This is a genomic window from Bradyrhizobium sp. KZN70725 (assembly GCF_055264925.1).
In genome coordinates this window covers 94655-116763 of the sequence record NZ_JBUYWT010000008.1, presented here as the reverse complement: position 1 = coordinate 116763, position 22109 = coordinate 94655, and the positions used below count along the sequence as shown (strand labels likewise).

The 22109-nt window shown below is 65.7% G+C and carries 21 protein-coding genes; 11 read left to right on the top strand and 10 right to left on the bottom strand.

Features of this window, described 5'->3' with window-relative positions; genetic code table 11:
* Window positions 1–4: 4 nt before the first annotated feature.
* Window positions 5–412: an Hsp20/alpha crystallin family protein gene (locus tag ACZBJS_RS10300; RefSeq protein ID WP_028332710.1), complete on the bottom strand. Its 408-nt coding sequence runs from the start codon at window positions 410–412 to the stop codon at window positions 5–7.
* 263 nt (window positions 413–675) lie between these two features.
* Here ACZBJS_RS10300 and ACZBJS_RS10295 point away from each other — a divergent pair, with 263 nt between their 5' ends.
* On the top strand, window positions 676–951 hold the full coding sequence (locus ACZBJS_RS10295) for a hypothetical protein (RefSeq protein ID WP_076823899.1): 276 nt from the start codon (window positions 676–678) through the stop codon (window positions 949–951).
* 1 nt (window position 952) lies between these two features.
* The gene (locus tag ACZBJS_RS10290) at window positions 953–1117 is read left to right on the top strand and encodes a hypothetical protein (RefSeq protein WP_253639001.1); all 165 of its coding nucleotides are present in this window, start codon (window positions 953–955) and stop codon (window positions 1115–1117) included.
* A 218-nt stretch (window positions 1118–1335) separates the two neighbouring features.
* Here ACZBJS_RS10290 and ACZBJS_RS10285 read toward each other — a convergent pair whose 3' ends face one another.
* From ACZBJS_RS10285 to ACZBJS_RS10260, 6 genes are all read right to left on the bottom strand, one after another.
* Window positions 1336–2097, bottom strand: coding sequence for a slipin family protein (locus tag ACZBJS_RS10285; protein ID WP_028332707.1), 762 nt, complete (start codon window positions 2095–2097; stop codon window positions 1336–1338).
* The gene (locus ACZBJS_RS10280) at window positions 2094–3503 is read right to left on the bottom strand and encodes an NfeD family protein (protein ID WP_463438691.1); all 1410 of its coding nucleotides are present in this window, start codon (window positions 3501–3503) and stop codon (window positions 2094–2096) included. The genes ACZBJS_RS10285 and ACZBJS_RS10280 overlap by 4 nt, the downstream gene beginning before the upstream one ends.
* Before the next feature lie 114 nt (window positions 3504–3617).
* Entirely contained in the window at window positions 3618–4547 is a 930-nt protein-coding gene (dapA, locus tag ACZBJS_RS10275; RefSeq protein WP_463438690.1) for a 4-hydroxy-tetrahydrodipicolinate synthase, read from the bottom strand.
* Between the two features lie 21 nt (window positions 4548–4568).
* A complete protein-coding gene (locus tag ACZBJS_RS10270; RefSeq protein WP_057015086.1) occupies window positions 4569–4823 on the bottom strand; it encodes a hypothetical protein in 255 nt (84 codons plus the stop codon).
* 174 nt (window positions 4824–4997) lie between these two features.
* Window positions 4998–5273, bottom strand: a complete 276-nt coding sequence (locus ACZBJS_RS10265) for a hypothetical protein (protein ID WP_028332704.1) — start codon at window positions 5271–5273, stop codon at window positions 4998–5000.
* Between the two features lie 13 nt (window positions 5274–5286).
* Entirely contained in the window at window positions 5287–5751 is a 465-nt protein-coding gene (locus tag ACZBJS_RS10260; protein WP_229189644.1) for a hypothetical protein, read from the bottom strand.
* 491 nt (window positions 5752–6242) lie between these two features.
* On the opposite strand from ACZBJS_RS10260, the gene ACZBJS_RS10255 reads away from it, so the two are divergent.
* The 7 genes from ACZBJS_RS10255 (at window position 6243) to ACZBJS_RS10225 (ending at window position 14837) form a co-directional block, all read left to right on the top strand.
* Window positions 6243–6332 carry a K(+)-transporting ATPase subunit F gene (locus ACZBJS_RS10255; RefSeq protein WP_463438689.1) on the top strand — a complete coding sequence of 30 codons (90 nt, stop codon included), beginning with the start codon at window positions 6243–6245 and terminating at the stop codon, window positions 6330–6332.
* A gap of 119 nt (window positions 6333–6451) precedes the next feature.
* The gene (kdpA, locus tag ACZBJS_RS10250; RefSeq protein ID WP_463438688.1) at window positions 6452–8155 is read left to right on the top strand and encodes a potassium-transporting ATPase subunit KdpA; all 1704 of its coding nucleotides are present in this window, start codon (window positions 6452–6454) and stop codon (window positions 8153–8155) included.
* A 23-nt stretch (window positions 8156–8178) separates the two neighbouring features.
* On the top strand, window positions 8179–10290 hold the full coding sequence (gene kdpB / locus ACZBJS_RS10245) for a potassium-transporting ATPase subunit KdpB (protein ID WP_057014872.1): 2112 nt from the start codon (window positions 8179–8181) through the stop codon (window positions 10288–10290).
* Window positions 10291–10403: 113 nt separating this feature from the next.
* Window positions 10404–11009, top strand: a complete 606-nt coding sequence (locus ACZBJS_RS10240; protein ID WP_463438687.1) for a K(+)-transporting ATPase subunit C — start codon at window positions 10404–10406, stop codon at window positions 11007–11009.
* Between the two features lie 39 nt (window positions 11010–11048).
* A complete protein-coding gene (locus ACZBJS_RS10235) occupies window positions 11049–13760 on the top strand; it encodes a sensor histidine kinase (protein WP_076823914.1) in 2712 nt (903 codons plus the stop codon).
* Window positions 13757–14446, top strand: a complete 690-nt coding sequence (locus tag ACZBJS_RS10230) for a response regulator (RefSeq protein WP_057014875.1) — start codon at window positions 13757–13759, stop codon at window positions 14444–14446. Before ACZBJS_RS10235 ends, ACZBJS_RS10230 begins: the two co-directional genes overlap by 4 nt.
* Before the next feature lie 148 nt (window positions 14447–14594).
* A complete protein-coding gene (locus ACZBJS_RS10225) occupies window positions 14595–14837 on the top strand; it encodes a DUF6496 domain-containing protein (RefSeq protein WP_316393629.1) in 243 nt (80 codons plus the stop codon).
* A gap of 112 nt (window positions 14838–14949) precedes the next feature.
* Here the strand turns inward: ACZBJS_RS10225 and ku are convergent, their stop codons facing one another.
* Window positions 14950–15837 carry a non-homologous end joining protein Ku gene (gene ku, locus ACZBJS_RS10220; protein ID WP_057015087.1) on the bottom strand — a complete coding sequence of 296 codons (888 nt, stop codon included), beginning with the start codon at window positions 15835–15837 and terminating at the stop codon, window positions 14950–14952.
* A 116-nt stretch (window positions 15838–15953) separates the two neighbouring features.
* Here ku and ligD point away from each other — a divergent pair, with 116 nt between their 5' ends.
* The gene (gene ligD, locus ACZBJS_RS10215) at window positions 15954–18596 is read left to right on the top strand and encodes a DNA ligase D (RefSeq protein ID WP_463438686.1); all 2643 of its coding nucleotides are present in this window, start codon (window positions 15954–15956) and stop codon (window positions 18594–18596) included.
* A gap of 79 nt (window positions 18597–18675) precedes the next feature.
* Here the strand turns inward: ligD and ACZBJS_RS10210 are convergent, their stop codons facing one another.
* Complete coding sequence (locus tag ACZBJS_RS10210; RefSeq protein ID WP_076823921.1) at window positions 18676–18840, bottom strand: DUF3309 family protein; 165 nt, start codon at window positions 18838–18840, stop codon at window positions 18676–18678.
* A 168-nt stretch (window positions 18841–19008) separates the two neighbouring features.
* Between ACZBJS_RS10210 and ACZBJS_RS10205 the strand changes: the two genes are divergently transcribed.
* On the top strand, window positions 19009–19317 hold the full coding sequence (locus tag ACZBJS_RS10205; protein WP_038382949.1) for a polyhydroxyalkanoic acid system family protein: 309 nt from the start codon (window positions 19009–19011) through the stop codon (window positions 19315–19317).
* Window positions 19318–19326: 9 nt separating this feature from the next.
* Here ACZBJS_RS10205 and treY read toward each other — a convergent pair whose 3' ends face one another.
* The gene (gene treY / locus ACZBJS_RS10200; protein WP_316393632.1) at window positions 19327–22107 is read right to left on the bottom strand and encodes a malto-oligosyltrehalose synthase; all 2781 of its coding nucleotides are present in this window, start codon (window positions 22105–22107) and stop codon (window positions 19327–19329) included.
* Window positions 22108–22109 lie beyond the last annotated feature (2 nt).

Below are 22109 nucleotides of genomic sequence, written 5' to 3'. Positions count from 1 at the left end.
TCCTTTAGCTCGACTTTCCGAGCCGCAGGCCGACGCAACCATGCGCGGCAAAGCGGCTGATCGTGTAGCGGCCGGTCGGCAGCGCGATGCGGCGCTCGAACCGGCCCTGCGGCAGTTCGAGGCGCAGGATACGGGCGTTGCGGAGTTCAGGGGGCAGGGTGCGGCGGCCGGAGATCACCAGCGTGCCGCCGTCGAGCGCGGCCTCGACCTCGTCGGGATCGACCCCCGGCAACGCGACCAGGATCAGGATTTCATCCTCGGTCTCGATCACGTCGGTCGGCGGTTCCCAGCTCGGCTCGGTGCTTCCCGCGCGCGGGTGCAAATTGAGGAAGCTCTGGTGCAGCCGTTCGGCGCGGGCGAGCGCCTCGATCGCATCCGACAGCATCCAGTTGATCTGATCCTTGGGCCGCATGGGCACTCTCCACGTCGCACTGGGAGGCAAGGTTACCGGTCTTGCCGCCGACCGTAAACCTGCCCCTCGCGCCGCTGATCGAGGGTAAAATTGTCCGAAATCTCGCGATTTGCGGCATGACCGCAATGCACGGACCGCAGCCGGACGCTTATGCCGCGGCTATGTGACAGGACCGCGGCTGCTCTCGAATTCCTACGGCCTTCCCCGCATCTTTTGCCGTGATGCGGTGCGCTCGCGCGCGCCGCCAAACGGGAAGGTGGCACATGACCTTGCTCCATTACCACGATGCCCGGCCGCACGGTTCGGCCGGCGCCATGCCCTTGATGCTGCGGCGGACGTTCCGGCGGATCGGCCTCGTCTTCAGGACTGTTCACCGTGCGATCGCCGCCGCCAAGATTCATCGGCTCCGCAATGAGCTGCTGCTGCATCGCGGCCACGAGGATTGGGCGCGGACCAACCTCAACGTCGGCATGCTCGGCGGCGACGCCGAGAGATATCCACGGGCGCCGGTCGTGCTCGGCGAGAAGTGGGACTACTGAGATGCGCACAGTTTTGTTCATCGCTGCCCTGCCGCGCCGCGCCGCAGAAGGGCTGCTCGCATTCCTCGCCTGGATCGGCGAGGAGCCGATCAACGGCTACCGGCCCGAGGCGCATTACATGCGCGGTCCGGGACCTGCGTGGCGGGCCAAGCATCGCGGGCGTTAAGCCCCCGAACCCATCCGCGTCATTGCGAGGAGCATGGCGACGAAGCAATCCATATCTCCGCATGTGGCGCGATGGATTGCTTCGCGGAGCCTGTCATCAGGCGCGCGTTCGCGCGACCCGTTGGCTCGCAGTGACGTGCAGAGGCCGCGGCGCCTACGAGACCCACGATCCCGAGCGCGCCGACCTTGAGCGACCGTCGTTTCTGCTCCCAAACCAGTTCACGTCGCTTCACGTCGCGGCGCCAGGTGATCGAGAAGGTTCATCGGCAGCGGGAACACCACGGTCGAGGAGCGCTCGCCGGCAATGTCGTGCAGCGCCGCGAAGTAGCGCAGCTGCATCGCTTGCGGCTCCTGGGCGAGGATCCGGCCGGCCTCGACCAGCTTCTCGGCGGCCTGCTGCTCGCCCATCGCGTTGATCACCTTGGCGCGCCGCAGCCGTTCCGCCTCGGCCTGCTTGGCGATCGCCCGCACCATCGTCTCATTGAGATCGATATCCTTGATCTCGACCCCGGTGACCTTGATGCCCCAGACGTCGGTCTGCCTGTCGAGGGTCTCCTGGATATCGGCGTTCAGCTTGTCGCGTTCCGCCAGCATCTCGTCGAGCTCGTGCTTGCCGAGCACCGAACGCAGCGTGGTCTGCGCAAGCTGGCTGGTCGCAGCCATGTAGTCGCTGACCTTGATGATGGCGCGCTCGGGATCGACGATGCGGAAGTAGAGCACGGCGTTGACCTTGACCGAGACGTTGTCGCGCGAAATCACGTCCTGTGGCGGCACCACCTGCACCACCACCCTGAGATCGACCTTCACCAGCTGCTGCACCACCGGAATCAGGATGATGAGCCCCGGGCCCTTCACCCCGGTGAAACGGCCGAGCGTGAAGATGACGCCGCGCTCGTATTCGCGCAGCACGCGCACGGCCTGGGTCAGGAATACGATGATCAGCAGCGCGATCGCCGCATAGGTGAAATAATCAAGCATCATGCCTTACCTCCCTCGCCGGGAGAGGCCGGCGTGCGCCGTACCACCAGCGTCAAATCGATGATGTTGGCGACCTCCACCGTGTCTCCCGCCGTGAATGTCTCGGTGCTGCGCGCTTGCCAGCGTTCGCCGTTGGTGAAGACGTGACCCGTGGTCTCGGACCAGTCGAGCACTTCGGCCGATAGCCCCCGCATGGCTTGCGCACCGATCCGCACCGGGCCCTTGCGCGCCCGGCGGAGCGCGCCGAGCACGACGAGAATGAGCCCCGTGAACATCGCGGCGACGATGCCGATGACCGGCCATGACAGCCGGTAACCGGGCGCCTCGATCCGAAACAGCATGGCTGCTCCAAGCACGAAGGCGACTATTCCTCCGAGGCCGATCACGACGGTCGGGTTGAAGGCTTCGATTGCGAGCAGCGCGATCCCAACCAGCATCAGGGCGAAGCCCGCGTAGTTGATCGGCAGCATGTTGAGTGCGTACAGACCGAGCAGCAGGCAGATCGTCCCGACAACCCCGGGCGCCACGGCACCGGGCGACATGAACTCGAAGATCAGGCCGTAGATGCCGACCATCAGGAGAATGAATGCGATGTTGGGGTCGGTGATGACCGCAAGCGCGCGCGCGATCCAGGTGGGATCGATGGCCTCGATCGCGGTGTCCGTGGTCGCCAGGCGTTGCGTCTTGCCGCCGGGAAGCTCGATGGTCCGGCCATCGACCTGCCTGAGCAGGTCGGCCGGATCGCGCGCGGTGAGATCGATGACGTTGGCCTGCAGCGCTGCGTTGGCGGAGAGGGTGGCGGCATCGCGCACCGCCTTCTCGGCCCAGTCGGCATTGCGGCCACGCAATTCGGCGAGGCTGCGGATGAAGGCAACGGCATCATTCGTCACCTTCGCCGTCATGGCATCCGTGGTTTCGGACGGATGGCCGCCGTCCTTCTGGTCCTTGCCGCCCTTGTCCGGAGTGCTGCCCGGCAGCCCCGGTATCGGGCCGCCGATCTGCACCGGCGTCGCGGCGCCGATATTGGTGCCGGGCGCCATGGCCGCGAGATGGGTCGCATAGAGGATATAGGTCCCGGCGCTCGCGGCATGGGCGCCGGATGGCGCAACGTAGCCGACCACGGGAACGGGCGAGGCCAGCACGTCGGCGATGATCTCACGCATGCTGGTGCTGAGGCCGCCCGGCGTATTCAAACGCAGGATAACAATTTCGGCGTGGCGCTCGGCGGCCTTGGCCAGGCCGTCCTTGACGTAGCTGGCCGCTGCCGGCCCAATTGCCCCGTCGATTGAAATGGTCAGGGCAAGATGGCTGTTGTCCGCGGCCGGACCGGGACGGATGGAGACAACCAGAGCGACCAGGACGGTCGCAACAACGAGGGCCGCCTTGAAGGTGGTGTGCACGGCAAGCACTCCCTTGCCGTGGATATGGGGCGTCGTTTCGGAACCTCAAGTTGGCGCCGTGTCACGGGCACCGTGTGCTGATCGCATTGTGCATTGCGATGGCTTCCGTCGGGTCAGCAAACCTCAATGCGCGGCTGCGAGGTACTCGTCGGCAAGCTCAGCCATCGCCTGCGAGACCTCGGCCTTTGCCGACCCGTTCAATTGCACGATCGGCAGCCGCGTCGCCGGCTGCATGAATCCCAGAAGCGCCAGCGCGAACTTCAATGCGGCGGGATGCTCGCGCTCCAGCAAGGTCGCAAGCGGCACCAGCCGCTGGTGCAACTCCCGCGCCTGATACAACCGTCCCTCGCGGAAATGCCTGTGAACGGCCACGTACAGATCGGGCGCGACGTTCGTCACGACCGAGATGCAGCCATCGCCACCGGCGGCGAGCCAGGCCAGCGAGGAGGCGTCGTCGCCGGTCAGCATCCGGAATGTCGCCGGCAGGCGTGAGCGCAGGCGCGCCAGCCGGGCAACGTCACCGCTGCCGTCGCGCAATCCCACGAAGCGTGGCGATGCGGCGAGCTCGAGCAGCGTCTCGTCGGCAAGGCCCTTGACCGTGCGCGACGGAATGTCGTGCAGGATGACGGGCAGCGTGGTGGCCGCGGCGACCGCGTGGAAATGCGCCGCCGTGCCCCGTGGCATAGGCTTGTTGTAATAGGGTACGACCGACATGACGGCGTCGGCGCCGGCCGCTTCCGCGGCCCGGGTGAATGTGACGGCGCGGTCGGTCGCGTTCGATCCGGCGCCGGCGATGATGCGAACCCGCTTGCGCGCGACGCCGGCCGCGATCCGGACCAGCTGCGCACGTTCCGCGGGCTGCAGCATCGCGCTTTCACCTGCGGTCTCGCCGACCACCAGCGCGGTGACGCCGGCCGCGATCTGGCGCTCGCACAGCCGGCCGAACGCCTCCGCGTCGATCTCGCCCCGATGGTTGAAGGGGGTCGGAAGATCGGGGATGAAGCCCGACAGCCATCCGGCCGTGTCGGCTTTCGCAGCCGTTTGCCAGGTCATGTTTGTCAAGTCATGGGTGGCTCACGCCACGCGGATTGCGGGAAAGCTCGCGGTCTCGCCGCGCATATCGAGCTCGATCTCACGCGACAGCTCGACGATCATTTCAGGATGCTGGCCGTTTTCGAACAGCGCGTATTTGACGGCCTGGGCGCGGTTGACGAACAGGCCGCCATAGAGGCCGTTCTGTTGCTGGGCGACCCACTGGCCGCGATGGTTGCGGCCGATGAAGACGACGGTGGACGCGGCGCTACACGAGGGAGGTTCGACGAGTTTCACGGTGGTGGTCCTTCTTTTTGTTTCTGACGCGTTTTCCTCGCGCGAACCGGTGTCCGGCTCGCTCGAAAACGCTTCAGTCACGGTCACGCGATCAATGTCTGATTTGCGGGATATGAAATCGAGCGCGTGCGAGCAGCGACTTCATAGGAGCGGCATAGGATTTGTGAGGATGGTCTAGAGGCGCTGGACGATGCCGGTGCCGAGCGCGCACAGCGCGACATAGGCGGTCATCTCGTCCCAGTGATTGAGGTTTGCGGCAAACGGCATTTCGCGCTTGGCGATCCCGGCGAAGGCGCAGATCACGGCCGACATCCACAACAGGGTGACGAGGCCCTTGCCGAAGCCGGCGCCGGCGAACACGGCAAAGCCGATCATGATGGCAAGCCGGAAGCCGAAGCGGACCATGACCTGGACCGACTGCAGCTGCCGCGGCAGTTGTTTGGTGTCCACGGCCGCGCCGCCGTCAGCCGATATTGTCGACGAACAGCGGCTCGTACAGCGCGCGCGTGTCGCGACGGACGGTCGGCACGCTGGTTCGGCTATCGGGCGTCGAGATGCGCTGCGCCTCCACGAAGGCGCTGAGGATCGCGAGTGCAAGATCGGTGTGGTGGGTCTCGATCGACTGGTCGAGCCAGTCCGGCAGCTCGCGTTCGCGCGACAACGCACAGTGCCACTCGCCCTCGTCATAGACCAGGCGGCGGATCTGCCATTGCGGCAGTTCCAGATCGAGCAGCGCGATCGCGGCGTCGGTCCAGGCGCCCGACTGGATCAGCCGCTCGACCTGGCGGGTCTTGCCGCTCTGTCCGACCGAGGGAAAGCGCCGGCAGGTCTGGCTGATGATGTCGGCCATGAATTCGGCTGTCACCGCATAGGCGTCGCGCAGCCGTTCGCCGAGATCGATGGAGGTGTTCTGGGAAAGCACTGACATGGCGTCATCTCGTCTTGCGCGGCCCAAGAAATCCAAGCTCAAGGCATTAGCCGCACGCTCAAAATGGCCGGAGTGCCATTTGAAAACGAGATGAGGCGGGGGACGGAGATATAGGGATTCCATAAAGACACGTCGTCCCGGCGAAGGCCGGGACCCAACCGCCGATTTCAGTTTTCGTGTCGCGCTGGGGCCCAGCCATCACAAAACTCGGCCCTGTGGTTATGGGTCCCGGCCTTCGCCGGGACGACGGCTGCGCAGCTCGTGGCACTTATAGGATTCCTATAACGTCCTTACTCGCCACCTCTCGAAAACCTATGTCCCGGATGGCACCTCACGGCCATCCGGCGCGGGACGCCTATGCAATGGCCCGCGCCCTGTGACGCATAGGAGTCTCACATGATGGACATTCTCATGGCGGCGCTTGCGATCGGCTTCTTCGCGGCCGGCATCGGCTACGCCTACGCCTGCGAACGGCTGTAACGGAGGCGACGATGATCTTCGATTACTCGCTCGCCGGCCTCGTCTCGTTCGGCCTGCTGTTCTACCTCACTTACGCATTGCTGCGGCCCGAACGCTTCTAGGCGGCCCGCGATGTCAGCGCTTTGCACAATTCTGTTAGCCGACGCGATGCTGACCGGGCTGTTGCTCGGCTTGTTCGCGTCGATGCTGCGCTTCGCTCCCATTCGAAAGGTTTGACGCAATGACCGTCATCGGCTGGATTCAAATTATTCTGTTTTGCGCGATCGTGGCCGCGCTGGTCAAACCGCTCGGCTGGTACATGACCCGCGTGTTCAGCGGCGAGCGCACCTTCCTGTCGCCCGTGCTGCGCCCGGTCGAGCGCGGCATCTACTGGGTCGGCGGCGTCGACGAGCGGCGCGAGCAGCACTGGCTGACCTATACGGTCGCCATGCTGCTGTTCCATGTCGGCGGCTTCGCCATCATCTACGGCCTGATGCGGCTGCAGGCGGTGCTGCCGTTCAACCCGGCCGGACAGTCGGCGGTCGCCGAGGACCTTTCCTTCAACACCGCGATCTCCTTCATCACCAACACCAACTGGCAGAACTACGGCGGCGAGAGCACGCTGTCCTATCTGGTCCAGATGGTCGGCCTCACCCACCAGAATTTCCTGTCGGCGGCGACCGGCATCGCGCTGGCGATGGCGCTGATCCGCGGCTTCACCCGCTCGTCGATGCGCACCGTCGGCAATTTCTGGGTTGATGTCACGCGCTGCACGCTCTACGTGCTGCTGCCGATCTGCGTCGTCTACGCGCTGTTCCTGGTCTGGCAGGGCATGCCGCAGACGCTCGGCGCTTATGTCGACGCCACCACGCTGGAGGGCGGCAAGCAGACCATCGCGCTCGGGCCCGTGGCCTCGCAGGTCGCGATCAAGATGCTCGGCACCAATGGCGGCGGCTTCTTCAACGCCAACGCCGCGCATCCGTTCGAGAATCCGACCGCGCTGTCGAACCTCGTGCAGATGGTCTCGATCTTCGCACTCGGCGCCGCCATGACCAACGTGTTCGGCCGCATGGTCGGCAACGAGCGCCAGGGCTGGGCGATCTTCGCCGTGATGGGCATCCTGTTCGTCGCCGGCGTCACCGTCACCTACTGGGCGGAAGCCAACGGCACCTCGGCGCTGCACGCGCTCGGTCTCACCGGCGGCAACATGGAGGGCAAGGAGGTCCGCTTCGGCATCGTCGCGTCCTCGCTGTTCGCCGTCGTCACGACTGCCGCCTCCTGCGGCGCGGTCAATGCCATGCATGACAGCTTCACCGCGCTCGGCGGCATGATCCCGCTGATCAACATGCAGCTCGGCGAGGTCATCATCGGCGGCGTCGGCGCCGGCTTCTACGGCATGTTGCTGTTCGTCGTGCTGGCGATCTTCGTCGCCGGCCTGATGGTCGGCCGCACTCCGGAATATGTCGGCAAGAAGATCGAGGCGCGCGAGGTCAAGATGGCGATGCTCGCGATCCTGGTGCTGCCGCTGATGTATCTCGGCTGGACCGCGGTCGGCGTGGTACTGCCGTCGGCGGTGGCCTCGATGGCGAACTCCGGCCCGCACGGCTTCACCGAGGTGCTGTACGCGTTCACCTCGGCGACCGGCAACAACGGCTCGGCCTTCGCGGGCCTCACCGGCAACACCCTGTTCTACAATCTGACGCTCGCCTCCGCGATGTTCGTCGGCCGCTTCTTCATGATCGTGCCGGCGATGGCCATTGCAGGTTCGCTGGTCGAGAAGAAGTCGATCCCGGCCTCGGCGGGCACCTTCCCGACCACCGGCGGGTTGTTCGTCGGCCTCGTCATCGGCGTGATCCTGATCATCGGCGGTCTCACCTTCTTCCCGGCGCTGGCGCTCGGGCCGATCGTCGAGCACCTCGCCATGAACGCCAACACCCTGTTCTGATCGAATTGTCCGGAGTGACAACCATGGAAACCACAAGACTGCAAAAGCAGGTGACGGCGTCGACCATGTTCGACCCGAAGATCCTGGTGCCGGCGATCCGCTCGGCCTTCGTCAAGCTCGATCCTAGGCTGATGGCGAAGAACCCCGTGATGTTCGTGGTCGAGGTCGTGGCCGCGTTGACCACGGTGATCTTCGTCCGCGACCTCGTCACCGGCAGCGCCAATCTCGGCTTCACCTTCCAGATTATCCTCTGGCTCTGGTTCACGGTGCTGTTCGCCAACTTCGCCGAGGCCGTTGCCGAAGGCCGCGGCAAGGCGCAGGCGGAATCGCTGAAAAAGACCCGTACCGAGAGCCAGGCCAAGCTGCTCACCGGCACCGACCGGACCTACCGCATGGTGCCCGGCACCTCGCTGAAGGTCGGCGACGTCGTGCTGGTCGAGGCCGGCGACAACATCCCGTCCGACGGCGAGGTGATCGAAGGCGTGGCCTCGGTCAATGAAGCCGCGATCACGGGTGAATCCGCGCCCGTGATCCGCGAGTCCGGCGGCGACCGTTCCGCGGTCACCGGCGGCACCCAGGTGCTGTCGGACTGGATCCGTGTCCGCATCACCGCAGCCCAGGGCTCGACCTTCATCGACCGCATGATCAAGCTGGTGGAGGGCGCCGAGCGGCAGAAGACGCCGAACGAGATCGCGCTCAACATCCTGCTGGCCGGCCTCACCATCATCTTCGTGTTCGCGACGGTGACGATCCCGAGCTATGCGGCCTATGCCGGCGGCTCGATTTCGGTCGTGGTGCTGGTGGCGCTGTTCGTGACGCTGATCCCGACCACGATCGGCGCGCTTCTGTCGGCGATCGGCATCGCCGGCATGGACCGCCTGGTGCGCTTCAACGTGCTGGCGATGTCCGGCCGCGCGGTGGAGGCTGCCGGCGACGTCGATACGCTGCTGCTGGACAAGACCGGCACCATCACGCTCGGCAACCGCCAGGCGACCGCATTCCGTCCGATCCGCGGCGTCGCCGAGCAGGACCTCGCCGACGCAGCGCAGCTTGCCTCGCTGGCCGACGAGACGCCGGAAGGCCGCTCGATCGTGGTGCTCGCCAAGGAGAAATACGGCATCCGCGGACGCGACATGCATGAGCTTGCCGCGACCTTCGTGCCGTTCACCGCGCAGACCCGCATGAGCGGCATCGATGCCGGCACGTCGTCGGTCCGCAAGGGCGCGGTGGACGCGATCCTTGCCTATGTCGACGGCGGCTCGCCCCGCACCGTCGCCTCGGGCAACACCGTCCGCGCGGTCGCGGCGACGATGAGCGCCGAAGCGCGCGAGATCCAGTCGATCGCCGACGAGATCGCAAAGGCCGGCGGCACGCCGCTGGCCGTTGCCAAGGACGGCAAGCTGCTCGGCGTCGTGCACCTGAAGGACATCGTCAAGGGCGGTATCCGCGAGCGCTTTGCCGAACTGCGCCGCATGGGCATCCGCACCGTGATGATCACCGGCGACAACCCGATGACCGCGGCCGCGATCGCGGCCGAGGCCGGCGTCGACGACTTCCTGGCGCAGGCAACCCCCGAGGACAAGCTCAAGCTGATCCGCGACGAGCAATCCAAGGGCAAGCTGGTCGCGATGTGCGGCGACGGCACCAACGACGCGCCGGCGCTGGCGCAGGCCGATGTCGGCGTCGCCATGAACACCGGCACGCAGGCCGCCCGCGAGGCCGGCAACATGGTCGACCTCGATTCCAACCCGACCAAGCTGATCGAGGTGGTCGAGATCGGCAAGCAGCTGCTGATGACCCGCGGCGCGCTGACCACGTTCTCGATCGCCAACGACGTCGCGAAGTACTTTGCGATCATCCCGGCGATGTTCCTCGCGTTCTATCCGCAGCTTCAGGTGTTGAACGTGATGCACCTGGCGAGTCCGCAAAGCGCGATCCTGTCGGCGATCATCTTCAATGCGCTGATCATCATCGCGCTGATTCCCTTGGCGCTGAAGGGCGTCAAGTATCGCGCGGTGGGTGCCGGCGCGCTGCTCGGCCGTAACCTGATGATCTACGGTCTCGGCGGCATCGTCATCCCGTTCATCGGCATCAAGGCGATCGACCTCGTCGTCGCCGCCTTGGGCCTGGCTTAACCACAACGTCATTGCGAGGAGCGAAGCGACGAAGCAATCCATCCATCCGTTATGCCGATCCATGGATTGCTTCGCTTCGCTCGCAATGACGAAAGAGATTTAGGAGACCAGTCATGCTGAAAGAAATCCGCCCCGCCATCCTCGTGCTGGTCCTGCTGACCGCGATCACGGGCCTTGCCTATCCGCTCGCCATCACCGGCATCGCCGGCGTCATCTTCCCGCGCCAGGCGCAAGGCAGCCTGATCGAGCAGGGCGGCAAGGTGATCGGCTCCGCCCTGATCGGGCAGGAGTTCAAGGAAGATAAATACTTCCATGGCCGGCCGTCGGCGACGGTCGCGCCCGATCCGAACGACTCCACGAAGACAGTGCCGGCGGCCTACAACGCGGCCAATTCCGGCGGCTCCAACCTCGGCCCGACCAGCAAGGCGCTGAACGACCGGGTCAAGGAGGATGTCGAGAAGCTGAAGGCGCAGAACCCGTCCGCCAGCGTGCCGGTCGATCTTGTGACCACGTCGGGCAGCGGGCTCGATCCGGATATCTCGCCGGACGCCGCGCTGTTCCAGGTGCCGCGGGTCGCCAAAGCGCGCAGCATGTCCGAGGACGCAGTGCGTGAGCTGGTGACGCAGACCACGCAGGGCCGCTTCGCCGGCGTGATCGGCGAGCCCCGTGTTAACGTTCTTGCGCTCAACCTGGCGCTCGACGCGGCAAAGCCAAAATAGGAGAGTAGGCTGCCCCTCGCAGGATGACTATATTGCGGTATGGCCAATCAGCGCGACCCTGACAAACGACCCTCGCCGGATGCGCTGCTGGAGGCGGCGCGCCGGGAGACCGATCGATCGGGACGGCTGAAGATCTTCATCGGCGCCGCCCCCGGCGTCGGCAAGACCTACGAGATGCTCTCGAGCGCCCACGCCCGCCTGAAGGCGGGCGTCGACGTCGTGGTCGGCGTCGTCGAAACCCACGGTCGGGTCGAGACCGAGACGCTGCTCAGGGGTCTCGAGGTGCTGCCGCGGAAGCGGCTGACCTATCGCGACCAGACGCTAGAGGAGATGGACCTCGATGCATTGATCGCGCGGCGGCCGCAGCTCGCGCTGGTCGACGAGCTCGCCCATACCAACGCGCCGGGCAGCCGGCATCCCAAGCGCTATCTCGACGTCGAGGAGCTGCTGTCGCACGGCATCGACGTCTATACCGCGATCAACATCCAGCACATCGAGAGCCTCAACGACGTCGTCGCGCAGATCACCCATGTACGGGTGCGCGAGACGGTGCCCGACTCGGTGGTCGATCGCGCCGATGCCATCGAGCTGATCGACCTGACGCCCGACGACCTGATCCAGCGGCTGAAGGAGGGCAAGGTCTATGTGCCCAAGCAGGCCGAGCGGGCGCTGGAACACTATTTCTCGCCCGGCAATCTCACCGCGCTGCGCGAGCTGGCGCTGCGCCGCACCGCCGAGCGGGTCGACGAGCAGCTGCTCAACCACATGCAGGCCAATGCGATTGCCGGACCCTGGGCCGCCGGCGAGCGCATCCTGGTCTGCCTGAGCGAGGATCCGCGCGCGGCCGGCCTCGTGCGCTACACCAAGCGCCTCGCCGACCGGCTGCATGCGCAATGGACCGCGGTCAGCATCGAGACGCGGCGCAGCCTGCAACTTTCCGACGAGCAGCGCGACCGGCTGGCCGACACCATGCGGCTCGCGGAATCGCTCGGCGGCGAGGCGCTGACGCTGCCCGGCGTCGGCCGCCGTATCGCCGACGACGTCATCAATTTCGCCCAGGCCAACAACGTCACCCAGATCATCATCGGCAAGTCGACGCGCTCGCGCTGGTTCGAGCTGACGCATGGGTCCGTGGTGCACGATCTGGTGCGCCGCGCCGGCAATATCAGCGTCAACGTGATCGCCGGCGACGAGCTGCCGGTCGGCAAGGCGGCGGTGCAGACCGCGCAGCGGCAGGAGCCGTTCAATCCGCGGCCCTATCTGATGGCGCTGCTGCTGGCGGCGCTCGGGCTCGGCGCGGCCAAGCTGATCCAGCCGTTCTTCGGCATCGAGAATGTCGACCTGGTCTTCCTCACCGCCGTGGTCGGCGCCGCGGCGCGCTATGGCCTCGGGCCGTCGCTGCTGGCGAGCGTCGCGGCCTCGCTGTGCTACAATTTCTTCTTCCTGCCGCCGGTCTATACCTTCACCATCACTGACCCGACCAATGTCGCGGCGTTCTTCTTCTTCATGCTGATCGCGCTGCTGGTCTCCAACGTCGCGGCGCGGGTTCGCACCCAGGCCGACACCGCGATCAGCCGTGTCCGCACCACCGAATCGCTCTACGCCTTCAGCCGCAAGCTTGCCGGCACCGCGACACTGGACGACGTGCTGTGGGCGACCGCCTACCAGATCGCGCTGATGCTCAAGGTGCGCGTGGTGCTGCTGCTGCCGGAGGACGGCATGCTGACCGTCAAGAGCGGCTATCCGCCGGAGGATCAGCTCGACCAGGCCGATCTTGCCGCCGCCAACTGGGCCTGGGGCAACGACCGCCCGGCCGGCCGCGGCTCCGACACGCTGCCGGGCGGCAAACGACTGTTCCTGCCGATGCGCACCGGCCGCGGCCCGATCGGCGTGATCGGCATCGATGACGACCGCACCGGGCCCTTGCTGACGCCGGACCAGCGCCGGCTGCTCGACGCGCTGGTCGATCAGGGCGCGCTCGCAATCGAGCGCGTGCTGCTGGTCGAGGACATGGATCGCGTCAAGCGCACGGTGGAATCCGACCGGCTGCGCGGCGCGCTCCTGACCTCGATCTCGCACGATCTCAAGACGCCGCTGGCCTCGGTGCTCGGCTCGGCCTCGGCGCTGCGCGACCTCGGCGCCAACCTGAGCGATGCGCAGAAGCACGATCTGCTCGCCACCGTGATCGACGAGTCCGAGCGGCTGAATCGGTTCATCGCCAATCTGCTCGACATGACCAAGCTGGAATCCGGCGCGATCGTGCCGAACACGGCGCGCCATGATGTCGGCGAGATCGTCGGCAGCGCGCTGCGGCGGGCGAGCAAGATCCTGGTGCATCACCGGGTGTCGCTGGAGCTCGCGGCCGACCTGCCGATGCTGGAGCTCGACGCCGTGCTGTTCGAGCAGGTGCTGTTCAACCTGCTCGACAACGCTGCCAAATACGCCCCGTCGGACACCACGATCTCGATCCGCGGCGCCCGCGATCGCGACACCATCGCGCTGCAGATCCTCGATGAAGGCAACGGGATTCCCGCGGCCGAGCTCGAAAGCGTGTTCGACAAATTCTATCGCGCCGAGAAGGGCGACCATGTCCGTCCCGGTACCGGCCTCGGGCTTGCGATTTCGCGCGGCTTCGTCGAGGCGATGCGCGGCACGATCGCGGCGGCCAACCGCGCCGACCGCAGCGGCGCCGTCATCACCATCCGCCTGCCGATCCCTGCCGACACCAACGCGCTGGACACTGCTGCATGAACGCGACGCCGATCAAGGTCCTGGTCATCGACGACGAGCCGCCGATCCGCAAGTTGCTGCGGATGGGGCTGAGCACGCAGGGCTATGACATCCTCGAGGCATCCAACGGCAAGCTGGCGCTGGAGATGCTGGGTGAGGGACCGGCGCTGATCATCCTCGACCTCGGATTGCCCGACATTCAGGGCCATGACCTCTTGCGCATGATCCGCGGCCGCAACGAGAGCGTGCCGATCGTGGTGCTGTCGAGCCGCGGCGACGAGGCCGGCAAGGTGCAGGCGCTCGATCTCGGCGCCGACGACTACCTGACCAAGCCGTTCGGCATGGACGAATTGCTGGCGCGGCTGCGCGCGGCGCTGCGGCACCAGTTGCAGGTGCAGGGCGAGCGGCCGGTGTTTCGCTCCGGCGATCTTTCGGTCGATCTGGTGCGCCGGATCGTCAAGGTCGGCGACAAAGAGATCAAGCTGTCGCCGAAGGAATATGACCTGTTGCGCGTGCTGGTTCAGCATGCCGGCAAGGTGCTGACCCACCGCTTCCTCTTGAAGGAATTGTGGGACGAACTGACCGACGCGCAATATCTGCGCGTCTATGTGCGCCAGCTCCGCCAGAAGATCGAGGCCGACCCGGAGCGTCCGCAATTCGTGCTGACCGAGACCGGCATCGGCTATCGGCTGCGCGCGGCGGACTAACATGTAGCCCGGATGAGCGAAGCGATATCCGGGGCATCTCCCGCATGTCGCTGCGCTCATGCGGGCTACGTTGGTGCCGTCGCCCGACGACACCAAACGGAACTTTCGCTGCCATCGAGGCTTGTTTTCCGTTAGCGGGAGACAAGCCATGGCAAGGAAATATTCGCGGAAGGCATCGGGCGATGTCGAGGGCGCGATGAAGAAACGCAAGGCCGGCACGCTGCGCAGCGGCCGCTCCAAGAAGAAGGTGAAGAGCCGCAAGCAGGCGATCGCGATCGGCTTGTCCGAGGCACGCGCCAAGGGCAGGAAAGTGCCGAAGAAGTCGTCAAAGAAGAAGACGGCGAAGAAGCGCAAGACTGCCAAGAAGCGGAAGAGCTCGAAGAAGAAGTAGCGGACGAGTTGCATCCATCCGTCATTGCGAGGAGCGTAGCGACGAAGCAATCCATCCCTCCGCGTATGTGGAGAGATGGATTGCTTCGCTGCGCTCGCAAGGACGAGAGATCTCATCCCGCCTTGCGTCGCCGCGCGCTTGACCGGTGCGCCTTCTTGGCGGCGCGGCGATGCGGGGTCGGGCGGCGCGCGGTGGAGCGCGAGCGCCTTGCGCCGCTCTTGCCGCCTTTCAGGCTCTGCTGCAGCGCGTCCATCAGGCTCACGACGTTGCTTGGCTTCTCCTCGCGCTCGGCGGCCTTGATCGGCTTGCCGGCCGCCTTGCGGCGGACCAGGGCCTTCAGCGCGGTCTCGTACTCGTCCTTGAATTTCGACGGATCGAAATGCGCGGCCTTGCTGTCGAGGATATGGCCGGCGAGCTCGATCATGTCCTTCGTGACCTTCGGGCTCCTGATGTCGTCGAAATAATCGTCGGCGTCGCGCAGCTCGTAGGGGTAACGCAAGGTGGTGCCGAGCATGCCCTTGTCGAGCGGCTCGATCGCGATCACATGCTCGCGGTTGGTCAGCACGATCCGCGCCAGCGCGACGCGGTCCTGATCCTTCATGGCGTCGCGGATCACCGCGAACGCGTCGACGCCGGCCTTGCCGTCGGGCCTGATGTAGTAGGGGTGGTCGAGATAGCGCTTGTCGATCTCGCCCTCGGGCACGAAGCTGTCGATGTCGATGGTATGGTTGCTCTCGATCTGCACCGCTTCGAGCTCGTCCTTCTCGATCTCGACATATTTGCCCTTGCTGACCTCGTAGCCGCGGCCCTTCTGATCGCCCTCGACAACGTCGCCGGTCTCGGTATCGACCATCTGCTGCTTCAGCCGGTTGCCGGTCTCCCGGTTGATCATGTGGAAGCGGGTCTTCTCGACCGCGGTCGAGGCCGGGTAGAGCGCCACCGGGCATGACACCAGCGAGAGCTTGAGCGTGCCTTTCCAGTAGGCGCGGGGAGCGGCCATGATCGCCTCCAAACAGCTTGAGTTTGGAACTTGAACGGATACCGTGGGTTTTGGTTCCTGATGGCCGCACGGAGGCGGCGGCCGTCGTTTGCGCCGAGGGTTTGCCGAGGTTTGTTGTGTCGCTGAGAAACCTGTCCACCTATCGCAAGAAGCGCGATTTCGAGAAGACCAGCGAGCCGTCGGGCGACGTCAAGGTCGCACCCAGCAAGCAGCGGCGCTTCGTCATCCAGAAGCACGACGCGACGCGGTTGCATTACGATCTGCGGCTCGAATTCGACGGCGTCTTCAAGTCCTGGGCGGTGACGCGCGGGCCCTCGCTCGATCCGCATGACAAGCGGCTGGCGGTGGAGGTCGAGGATCATCCGCTCGACTATGGCGATTTCGAAGGCACCATTCCCGAAGGCCAGTACGGCGGCGGCACCGTGCAACTGTGGGATCGCGGCACCTGGGAATCGGACGATCCCGAGCGTGGCTTCAAGAAGGGCGACCTGAAGTTCACGCTTGAGGGCGACAAGCTGCACGGCAGCTGGGTGCTGGTGCGGATGAAGGGCGACCGCTTTGGCGGCAAGCGCACCAACTGGCTCCTGATCAAGCACCGCGACGAATATGCCGTTGACGGCAACGGCGAGGAGATCCTCGACGAGGACCGTTCGGTCGCCTCCGGACGCTCGATGGCGCAGATCGCGGCCGGCAAGGGCCGGGCGCCGAAGCCGTTCATGCTGGCCAAGGGCAACGGCAAGGCCAAAGCGGACGCGGTCTGGCAGTCCAACCACGGCATGGCTGCGGACGCGCGCGCCAGGACCAAGTCGCCGACGCCCAAGGAGCGGCTGAAAGTGACGCGGCAGGCGAAACCGAAGCAGGTATCGGAGATGCCCGATTTCGTCGCGCCGCAGCTCTGCGCCGCGGTCGAGTCTCCACCCAATGGCACGGGCTGGTGCCACGAGATCAAGTTCGACGGTTACCGCGTGCAGCTCCGCGTCGAAGACGGCGAGGCCGTGCTGAAGACGCGCAAGGGGCTCGACTGGACCGCCAAGTTCGGCGCGATCGTGAAGGAGGCGGAGAAGCTGCCCGACGCGCTGATCGATGGCGAGATCGTCGCGCTCGACAAGAACGGCACGCCGCATTTTTCGACGCTGCAGGCCGCGCTCTCCGACGGCAAGACGGATCGGCTGATCTTCTACGCGTTCGACCTGCTGTTCGCCGGCACCGAGGACCTGCGCCCGCTGCCGCTCGCCGAGCGCAAGACGCGGCTGAAGCAATTGCTCGCGGCGCGCAAGGGCAAGAACCCTCTGATCCGCTATGTCGAACATTTCGAGCAGCGCGGCGAGGCGGTGCTGGAATCCGCGCGCAAGCTCGGCCTCGAAGGCATCGTCTCCAAACGGCTCGACGGCGCCTACCGTTCCAGTCGCTCCGACGACTGGACCAAGGCAAAAATCCGCGCCGGCCATGAGGTGGTGCTCGGCGGCTGGAAGACCACCAATGGCAAATTTCGCTCGCTGATGGCGGGCGTCTATCGCGGCGATCATCTGGCGTTTGTCGGCATCGTCGGCACCGGCTTCGGCCAGGACACGGTCCGCCGCATTATGCCGGCGCTGAAGGCGGCGGAGGCGGACAAGAACCCGTTCGGTGGCAAGGACGCGCCGAAGAAGACCCGCGACGTGCACTGGCTCAAGCCGGAGCTGGTCGCCGAGATCGAGTTCGCCGGCTGGACCGACGCCGGCAATATCCGCCAGGCCGCCTTCAAGGGCCTGCGCCAGGACAAGCCGGCGCACGAGGTCGAGGCCGAGCGGCCGGTTGTAACCAAAGTGGTGAAGCCGATGGCCAAGGGCGTGGCGAAGAAGGGCACCGGGAAGGCGTCCAGCGAGGTGATGGGCGTCGTCATCTCGCACCCGGACAAGGCGCTGTGGCCCGATGCGGGCGATGGCGAGCCGGTGACCAAGCTCGACCTCGCGAACTATTTCGAGGCGGTCGGCGAATGGATGATCTCCTATCTCAAGGGCCGGCCGTGCTCGATCGTGCGTGCGCCCGACGGCATCAAGGGCGAGACCTTCTTCCAGCGTCATGCGATGGCCGGCACATCAAAACTGCTCAAGCTTGCGAAGGTCTCGGGCGACCGTAAACCCTATTTGCAGATCGACCAGATCGAGGGCCTGGCAGCAGTCGCGCAGCTCGGCGGTCTCGAGCTGCATCCCTGGAATTGCGCGCCCGATGCCTATGACACGCCGGGCCGGCTGGTGTTCGATCTCGATCCCGCGCCCGATGTTGCATTCACCGACGTGATCGACGCCGCCAAGGACATGCGGCAACGGCTGACCGCGGTCGGCCTCGAAAGCTTCTGCAAGACCACCGGCGGCAAAGGTCTGCACGTCGTCACACCGCTGCTCGCAGGCAGCAGGGACAAGGTGACGTGGAAGGAGGCCAAGGCGTTCGCGCAGGCGGTCTGCCAGTGGATGGCGCAGGACGATCCCGAGCGCTATCTGATCAACATGTCCAAGGCCAAGCGCACGGGAAAGATCTTCCTTGACTATTTGCGCAACGACAGGATGTCGACGGCGGTCGCGGTGTTGTCGCCGCGGGCGCGTCCGGGGGCGACAGTGTCGATGCCGCTGACCTGGCCGCAGCTGCGCGGTGATCTCGATCCGAAGAAATTCACGCTGCGCACCGTGCCGGCCTTGCTCGCGAAGACGAAGGCCTGGGATGGCTACGAGGACGCAGCGTCGTCGATCAAGTCGGCGATGAAGAAGCTCGCGGCCAAGTAAGCGCCGTCCAACGAAGCACCACCCGCTTTCGCGGGTGATGCTGGCCGTCGATATCGGCAGGACGCAACGCTACCAAGGGCTACAGTCGTCCCATCAGGAGCAGGATCAGCAGAATCACGACGACCAGGCCGAGCCCGCCGCCGCCGTAATAGCCGGTGCCGTAAAACGGTCCGCCGCCGATGCCGCTGAAGCCGCCAAGCAGCGCAATGACCAGAATGATGAGAATGATCGTTCCAATTGACATCTAGCGTCTCCTCAGCCCCGCGGGCTCGTCTCGTTTCTGCCCTTCGGGAAGGAAAACAACCCGTAACTGTGAAGGTTCCGGAGTTGGCGCTGTGATAAACCTGTGTGGTTCTTCCGTTTGCCTTGGAACAGAACTACATCAACCAAACCCACGGAGGAGTGCATCGCAATGTCGGCGCCGCTGATCGTTTCGATACCCCATAGCCTCGGCCGCGACGAGGCGATGCGCCGCTTGAAAACGGGCCTGTCGCGCGCGACGGCGAACCTGCCGGTCATAAGCGTCGACGAGGAGCGCTGGGACGACAACCGGATGAGCTTTCGCGTCCGGGCGCTGGGGCAGGTCGCGGCCGGGCATGTCGATGTCGAGGATGCCCATGTGCGCGTCGAGGTGACGCTGCCGTGGCTGCTGCAACGGTTCGCCGAGGTCGCGCAGGTGGCGATCCAGAAGCGCGGGAAATTGCTGCTGACCAAGCGCTGACGCAGGACGTCAGGCGTGCGAGCGGGCCGGCCTTGCGGTGCGTTTCGTCCCCGCGACCTTTGTCTTGAGCACGGCAACCGGCAGATTGCCGAACAGTTCCGGGAGCTGAATCCGGGTTGCGCCATCCCTGAGCGCATATCCAGCCGCGTCGATTTCACCTTCAAAAGCCTCGGGGCGCGGCCAGCTGCGGCCGCCCTGCGTGAACGGGGCGAATGACCTTGCCACCGCAACGATGGCCGCCTCGCGGCCATGGCGCCGCGCGAAGGCAATGACGTGATCGCGGTGCGGGCCGCTGACCGCGAGCGGCATGTAGTCGCCGCTGGTGAACACATCGGCCATCTCGTTGCGGAGCCGGAGCAGATGCCGCGTCCATGCGAATTTGAGGCGGCCGTCGCGCCAGTTTTGCGCCAGCGCATCCCAATCCGGCATCTCCAGTGCGGCGAGCATTCCCGCCCGTTCGGTAAAGTCGACCGGGCGGCGGTTGTCCGGGTCGACCAGCGAAAGATCCCAGCTTTCGGTGCCCTGGTAGAAATCCGGCACGCCCGGCATGGTTGCCTTCAGCGTGATCTGGCTGAGCGAATTCAGCGCGCCGATCAACGCGGTCCGCTGCGCCAGCGTCCCCAGCGCATCGAGGAATTCCGGCGAGGTCTTGCGATCGAGGATCCGCTCGATGAAGGCTTTCACGCCGGCCTCGTAAGGCTGGTGCGGATTGAGCCAGCTGGTTTCCTGCTTGCCCTCGCGCGCCGCCTTCAGCGCGTAGGCCTGGATGCGGGCGGCGAGCGACGCATCATCGGGATCCCAGGCGCCGAGCAGGGCCTGATACAGCATGTATTCGAACGTCGCCGATGGCGCGCGCATCTCGCCGTCGAGCACCAGATGCGGCGCATTCAGCACCTTCCAGCGCGCCACCGCGCTGGTCCATTCGCCGGGGATTTCCGCAAGCGCCATGATGCGGGCGCGGGCGTCCTCGCCGCGCTTGGTGTCGTGGGTCGCGGTCGCCGTCATGCCGTGCGGCCATTCGCGGGCGCGGGCCTGCATCATGGCGTGAAAGGCCTCCGCTGCGATCGCACCCGCCGCCGGATCGCCGCCAACCTCGTTGAGCGCCAGCAGCCGGTGATAGCGATAGAAGGCGGTATCCTCCAGCGACTTCGCCATCATCGGCCCGGTGAATTGCTGCACCTTCAGCGCGAAGCGTCGCACCCGCGGCGCGCCATGCGGCGGCCGGCCGGGCTGCAAAAGGTCCATGGTCAAGGCATCGCGCAGGAAATCGAAGATACCCTCGTCGGCGGCGAACCAGTCGGCGCGAGCGCGCTCGATGGTCTCGCTGATCAGCGTGCGGTCATGCGCGGCGGGGCCGGAGGCGGTCAGATAGGTGCGATAGACCGGAAAGTGCAGCACATAGAGCTCGAGCGCCTGCCGCAGACTGTCGCCGGAGAAGTCGCGGGTCGAGTAGTGTCCGCTGGCAATGCGCGCAAGCAGCCGCGCCAGCACGGTGAATTCGCTGGTGAGTAGCGTCTCCAGCACGCGTTGCTTGGCCTCGCGCAACACCGGCGTCAGGTTCGGCGACTGGTTGCTGATCTGGCGCCAGATCTCGTTCAGTGGATCGAGGCCGCGACCGTCGACCAGTGCCTGGCTGATCGTGTTCATCCATTCATAGCCGGTGGTGCCGTGAACGCCGCTGAATTTCGGCAGCTTCTCGTCCTCGCCGAGGATCTTCTCGATCACCATGTAGAACGGCCTGGCCTTCGCGCCCTGCGCGGAGCGGATCAGGCGGCGCAGCCGCTGGAAGTATTGCGCGGGATCGCGCAGGCCGTCGATATGGTCGAGCCGCAGGCCCTGCAGCCGGTCTTCGGCGATCAGCCGCTTCACGAGGCTGTGGCTCGCCTCGAAGGTCGCGGCGTCCTCGACCCTGAGGCCGGCCAGCGTGTTGACGTCGAAGAAGCGGCGATAGTTGATGTCGCTGGACGCCAGCCGCCAGTGGCCGAGCTTGTAGTGCTGGCGTTCCAGCAAATGATGCAGGGCCAGCGTCTGGGTCGGGCGGTCCTCGCCGGCGCGATAGGCATCGAGGCCGCGTGCGATGACGTCGGCGCCGCCCTCGATCGCCTTGATCGCCGCCTTCAGCGCCGGCGCTTCGACGCGGTTGGGGCGACGCAGCGCCCGGTATTGCGCGGCGAGCTCGAGCATCGCGCGTCCGGTCGGGCTGTCTTCGGCCGCGGCCTCGCGGACGATGGTGCGCAGCACCTCGCCATAGCGCTCCGGCGCGATCGGCAGGCGGTGCTCGAAATACCAGGCCGAGAAGCTGCCCTCGTTCGCGTCATAGCGCAGCTCGATGTCGCCGCGCTCCAGCGCCTGGCCATAGGACGAGCCGAGGATCGGCAACAGCACGCCGCCGCGCGCGCGATAGGGCAGCTGGTCCCAGTCGATGTCGAAGGAGACCGCGTGCGGCGACGCCGGTCCCCATTCCAGCACATCGAGCCACCACGGATTGTCGGCGAAGTGAACGCCGACATGGTTCGGCACGAAATCCAGGATCAGGCCGAGATCGTGGTGCTTCAATGTGTCGCTTAGCCGCGCAAAACCGTCCTCGCCACCAAGTTCCGGGTTGAATTTGGTGTGGTCGACGACGTCATAGCCGTGGGTCGAGCCCTTGCGCGCCTTCATGAAGGGCGACGCATAGACATGGCTGATGCCGAGCGCCTTCAGATACGGCGCAACGCCGGCGGCGGCATCGAAGTCAAAATCGGCAGTGAGTTGCAGACGGTAGGTCGCGATCGGGATCGCCGGAGGCATTG

Bases quoted from the DNA above. Each gene is read 5' to 3' on its own strand.
- ACZBJS_RS10240 (WP_463438687.1), top strand. From the start codon at position 10,404: ATGCTGAAAGAAATCCGCCCCGCCATCCTCGTGCTGGTCCTGCTGACC.
- ACZBJS_RS10230 (WP_057014875.1), top strand. From the start codon at position 13,757: ATGAACGCGACGCCGATCAAGGTCCTGGTCATCGACGACGAGCCGCCG.
- ku (WP_057015087.1), bottom strand. From the start codon at position 15,837: ATGGCCGCTCCCCGCGCCTACTGGAAAGGCACGCTCAAGCTCTCGCTG.
- ACZBJS_RS10235 (WP_076823914.1), top strand. From the start codon at position 11,049: ATGGCCAATCAGCGCGACCCTGACAAACGACCCTCGCCGGATGCGCTG.
- treY (WP_316393632.1), bottom strand. From the start codon at position 22,107: ATGCCTCCGGCGATCCCGATCGCGACCTACCGTCTGCAACTCACTGCC.
- ACZBJS_RS10255 (WP_463438689.1), top strand. From the start codon at position 6,243: ATGATCTTCGATTACTCGCTCGCCGGCCTCGTCTCGTTCGGCCTGCTG.
- ACZBJS_RS10295 (WP_076823899.1), top strand. From the start codon at position 676: ATGACCTTGCTCCATTACCACGATGCCCGGCCGCACGGTTCGGCCGGC.
- ACZBJS_RS10225 (WP_316393629.1), top strand. From the start codon at position 14,595: ATGGCAAGGAAATATTCGCGGAAGGCATCGGGCGATGTCGAGGGCGCG.
- ACZBJS_RS10260 (WP_229189644.1), bottom strand. From the start codon at position 5,751: ATGTCAGTGCTTTCCCAGAACACCTCCATCGATCTCGGCGAACGGCTG.
- kdpB (WP_057014872.1), top strand. From the start codon at position 8,179: ATGGAAACCACAAGACTGCAAAAGCAGGTGACGGCGTCGACCATGTTC.
- kdpA (WP_463438688.1), top strand. From the start codon at position 6,452: ATGACCGTCATCGGCTGGATTCAAATTATTCTGTTTTGCGCGATCGTG.
- ACZBJS_RS10290 (WP_253639001.1), top strand. From the start codon at position 953: ATGCGCACAGTTTTGTTCATCGCTGCCCTGCCGCGCCGCGCCGCAGAA.
- ACZBJS_RS10300 (WP_028332710.1), bottom strand. From the start codon at position 412: ATGCGGCCCAAGGATCAGATCAACTGGATGCTGTCGGATGCGATCGAG.
- dapA (WP_463438690.1), bottom strand. From the start codon at position 4,547: ATGACCTGGCAAACGGCTGCGAAAGCCGACACGGCCGGATGGCTGTCG.
- ACZBJS_RS10210 (WP_076823921.1), bottom strand. From the start codon at position 18,840: ATGTCAATTGGAACGATCATTCTCATCATTCTGGTCATTGCGCTGCTT.
- ACZBJS_RS10205 (WP_038382949.1), top strand. From the start codon at position 19,009: ATGTCGGCGCCGCTGATCGTTTCGATACCCCATAGCCTCGGCCGCGAC.
- ACZBJS_RS10285 (WP_028332707.1), bottom strand. From the start codon at position 2,097: ATGATGCTTGATTATTTCACCTATGCGGCGATCGCGCTGCTGATCATC.